Raw genomic sequence first — 4189 nt, forward strand, 5'->3', positions numbered from 1 at the left:
CGGCGGCAAAGGCGCGGTCGATACGAGTGGTCATTACTTCAACAGCCCCAGATATTTGCCGACGCTTTCGACGTCCTTGTCGCCGCGACCGGAAAGGCAGAGGACGATGGACTGGTCCTTGCCCATTGTCGGCGCGAGCTTGATCACCTGTGCCAAGCCATGGGCGCTTTCGAGCGCGGGAATGATGCCTTCCATCTTGGTGCAGAGCTGGAAGGCTTCGAGCGCTTCATTGTCGGTGATCGGCACGTAAGTGACGCGCTTGGTGTCGTGCAGATACGAGTGTTCGGGCCCGACGCCGGGATAGTCGAGGCCGGCGGAAATGGAGTGGCCTTCGAGAATCTGGCCGTCGGCATCCTGCAGGAGATAGGTGCGATTGCCGTGCAGCACGCCGGGGCGGCCACCGGTCATCGAGGCGGCGTGGCCGTTTTCGACGTCGATGCCATGGCCACCGGCTTCGGCGCCGTAGATGGCAACTGCCGGATCATCGAGGAAAGCGTGGAACGTGCCGATGGCGTTCGAGCCGCCGCCGACGCAGGCGACCACAGCATCGGGCAATTTGCCCTCGAGCGCGTGAAACTGTTCTTTCAGTTCCTTGCCGATTACCGACTGAAAATCGCGCACCATTTCCGGATAGGGATGGGGACCCGCGGCCGTGCCGATCAGATAGTAGGTGCTCTCGACATTGGTGACCCAGTCGCGCAGCGCCTCGTTCATCGCGTCCTTCAGCGTACCGGCGCCGGCGGTGACCGGGCGCACTTCGGCGCCGAGCATTTTCATGCGGAGGACGTTGGGCATCTGCCGTTCGACGTCGGTGGCGCCCATGAAGATGGTGCAGGGCAGGTCGAACTTGGCGCACACCGTCGCCGTCGCCACGCCATGCTGGCCGGCGCCGGTTTCTGCGATGATGCGGGTCTTGCCCATGCGCTTGGCGAGAAGAATCTGGCCGAGGCAATTGTTGATCTTGTGCGAGCCGGTGTGGTTCAGCTCTTCGCGCTTGAACCAGACTTTTGCGCCGCCGAGGTGCTTGCTGAGGCGCTCGGCATAGTAAAGCGGGCTCGGACGGCCGGTATAGTGGGTAGCAAGGTCCTTGAGTTCGGCCTGATAGGCGGGATCGACCTGGGCCGCCCGATATTCCCTTTCGAGGTCGAGGATCAGCGGCATCAGCGTTTCGGCGACGAAACGTCCGCCATAGAGCCCGAAGCGGCCGTGCTCGTCCGGGCCATTGCGCAGGGAATTCGTGCCGTCCATTTGAAACCTCTCGGCGTCGCCGAGAAGACCCGGCAAACGATCCTTAACCGGCCGCGCGGGCGTTGCGAATGAACGCTTCGATCAGCCTTTTGTCCTTGATGCCGGGCGCACGCTCCACGCCGGAAGACACATCCACGCCCAAAGGGGCGACGGTCTTGATGGCTTGTGCGACGTTGTCTGGCGTCAGGCCCCCGGAAAGCATGAAGGGGATGGACGGGTCAAGCGCCTTGAGGAGCGACCAGTCAAAACTTTCCCCCAGGCCCCCCGGCCGGTCGGCATTCTTGGGTGGCTTGGCATCGAGCAGGACGCGATCGGCAATGCCGGCAAAGCCTGCGACCTGAGCCACGTCTTCGGCCGAGCCGATGGGGAGCGCCTTCATGATCTCCACGCCGGCCTCGGCGCGGATGGCTTCCACTCGGTGCGGGCTTTCCGGGCCATGCAGCTGGATCCAGTCCGGACCGAGCGCCGCAATTTCAGCAACCGAGCTGTTGTCGGGATTGACCAGCACGACGCAGCTTTCGACCTGCCCGCGCGCAGCAGAGATCAGTTCGCCCAGCATGTCGATGGGCACGTGGCGCGGCGAGCGGGCGAAATGCATGAAGCCGATCATGTCGGCGCCGGCCGCAATGGCCACGTCGAGCATGTCGAAAGTCTTGATGCCGCAGATTTTGATGATCAGGGGATCGGCCATCGGAATAGTCGGAACTCAGGGTTCGGATGCTGGGAGTCGGGGCTGGGTCATGGGGACGAGCGGCGCCGACCGATCACCGCAGGTCCAGAATTTCGTCGACTTCGGAAAGGGCGCTGCCGCCGCCCTGTCCCTGGCGCCGCCGCTGGGCTTCCAGCTCCTGGTTGAGCGCCTGTGCTTCGCGACGCCACTGGCGTTCGCGCTTGCGGTGCTGCCCCTGGGCAAACCAGGTTGCAGTGCCGCCGAGCAGCACGCCGATCAGCAGCATGACATAGAGGATGACGAAAAGCGGAATGCCGTAGCCGGCCGCATCGGCCGCAGCGGGCGCCGCAAAAGGATTGACGTTGATGGCCACCAATTGGCGGTTGGCGAGGGCAAAGGCCACCAATACCGCGCAAAGCGGGACCAGAACCAGCCAACCAACGATCTTGCTGACCATGCAGTCTTCCGAACTATCTAACGGTGCCGGAGCGGAACGCGCTTATTCGCGATTGAGCCGCTCACGGATTTCCTTGCCGGCCTTGAACTGGGGCACATACTTTTCCTCGACATCGACCTGTTCGCCGGTGCGGGGGTTGCGCCCGACGCGGGCCGGACGGTTCTTGACGGAGAAAGCGCCGAAGCCTCGCAGCTCGACACGATCACCGCGCGCCATGGCATCCCCGATCTGATCGAGAATGGCGTTGACGATGTTTTCGATATCGCGCTGGAACAGGTGCGGATTCTCTGCAGCGAGCTTCTCGACAAGTTCAGACTTGATCATGAAAGGCTCCGGTCTCCAAGACGCATGCCCCTTGGCTTAGGGGTTCGTTCCAACCTGCCAAAGCGAAACCAAACCGTCAAGCATCACAGGACCTTCGCCCGAGATTCCGAGCGCCGTGCGGGCCGAACTACCGAGCAAACGGCCGATCCAGCCAAAGCCCTCGTCCGGCAGGGGCCATGCGGCATAGACCGGCAGGTCTTCGGCAATGCCCTTTTCGCTCTCGAGCCAGGCAATGGCTTCCACTTCTCCGCCAAGTGCGTCGATCAGTCCCGCATCGAGCGCCACGCGACCGGTGACGATGCGGCCGTCCGAAAGCGCCAGCGCCGCGGGACGGGCAAGGCCGCGCCGTTCGGCGACGATATCGACGAACCAGGCAAAGCTGTCTTCGACAAGTTGGGTGAGCGAGGCGCGCGGGGCGCCTTCGAGCGGCTCGTTGAAATCGGGTTCGGCCTTGAGGGGGCCGGAGGCGATCTTGTCGAGGCCGATGCCGATGGTGTCGAGCAGCTTGCCGGCATTGACGTGCTGGTAGAGCACGCCGATCGAACCGACGATCGAGAGCCGGCGGGCAAAGATGTAATCGGTGCCGATGGCGGTCATATAGGCGGCCGAGGCGCCCAGCTCGTTGATCACCGAAACCGTCGGTTTTTCGGCGCTGAGGCGGCGCAGGGATTCGTAGAGTTCCTCGCCACCGGCCGTGGTGCCGCCGGGGGAATTGATGGCGACGATGACAGCCTTGACGCTATCGTCCTCGATCAGGCCTTCAAACATTTTCTGGCGAGCGGCGTTGGTCGAGATGGTGCCATCGATGGTGATCCGCGCGATGGCGCCATTGGCGCCCTTGTCGGGCAGGGCGAAACGGCCGAGCAGCGCCAGGACTACCGCGACGGCAAGGACGAGGGCAAAGATGCGCCAGCGCCCGCGCGAGCGGCGGAATCTGTCGGCAGCCAGCGCCTCATGCGCGTCGGAAGAAGGAAACTGGGTCACGGCAAGGTCCTGCAGAAATCTGCCAGCGACCATACACGGCTGAGCCGAAACGACCAGACGTATCGGGTTGTTTTGAGCCTGGGTGCTCGCCGATACCTTGCCGTAAAACTACAGCGCTTTCACCATATAGCGCGCCGCATCCTCATAGGCGGCCAGCTTGTCGGCCAGCTTGGGATGATCTTCGGTGACAAAACCCTGCTTTTCCCAAAAGGGCACGGAGCCGTTGACGGCAACGAGGCTCATGCTGGGAAACGCCATGGCCTGGGCGTGCTTGGTGAGGGCCGCGACGATCTGTCCTGCCGCCCCGACACCGCGGGTGACCGGCAGAAGGGCAAGGTCGTGGATGTAAAACGTGTCGGGCGCCGCGGGCAGGGCGCCGATCAGTGCATCGAGCGCGGGCAGCGAGCCGCGGGTCCAGGGATGGCTCAGCACATAGCCGGCCGGCTTTTCGGACACCTCGAGAATGTAGCAGCCATTGCGGTAGAGCGAGAACTTTTCCGCCAGAA

The 4189-nt window shown here is 63.3% G+C and carries 6 protein-coding genes; all 6 read right to left on the minus strand.

Translation table 11 applies throughout. The annotated features are described in order from the left end of the window. Positions 1-33: 33 nt before the first annotated feature. On the minus strand, positions 34-1248 hold the full coding sequence (trpB, locus tag J0I64_RS02575) for a tryptophan synthase subunit beta (protein WP_291406062.1): 1215 nt from the start codon (positions 1246-1248) through the stop codon (positions 34-36). A 43-nt stretch (positions 1249-1291) separates the two neighbouring features. Further along, entirely contained in the window at positions 1292-1939 is a 648-nt protein-coding gene (locus J0I64_RS02580; protein WP_291406063.1) for a phosphoribosylanthranilate isomerase, read from the minus strand. Positions 1940-2012: 73 nt separating this feature from the next. Beyond that, positions 2013-2375, minus strand: coding sequence for a LapA family protein (locus tag J0I64_RS02585; protein ID WP_291406064.1), 363 nt, complete (start codon positions 2373-2375; stop codon positions 2013-2015). Between the two features lie 42 nt (positions 2376-2417). Then, positions 2418-2699 (minus strand): integration host factor subunit beta, encoded by a 282-nt coding sequence (locus tag J0I64_RS02590; RefSeq protein ID WP_035084445.1) that lies wholly within the window; start codon positions 2697-2699, stop codon positions 2418-2420. Between the two features lie 36 nt (positions 2700-2735). Further along, positions 2736-3683, minus strand: coding sequence for a signal peptide peptidase SppA (sppA, locus tag J0I64_RS02595; RefSeq protein WP_291406065.1), 948 nt, complete (start codon positions 3681-3683; stop codon positions 2736-2738). Between the two features lie 108 nt (positions 3684-3791). After that, positions 3792-4189: GNAT family N-acetyltransferase (locus J0I64_RS02600; protein WP_291406066.1), on the minus strand; the 398-nt coding region annotated here is incomplete at its 5' end.

The sequence above is a fragment of the Devosia sp. genome (assembly GCF_017307565.1).
In the GTDB taxonomy this organism is placed as follows: Bacteria; Pseudomonadota; Alphaproteobacteria; order Rhizobiales; family Devosiaceae; genus Devosia.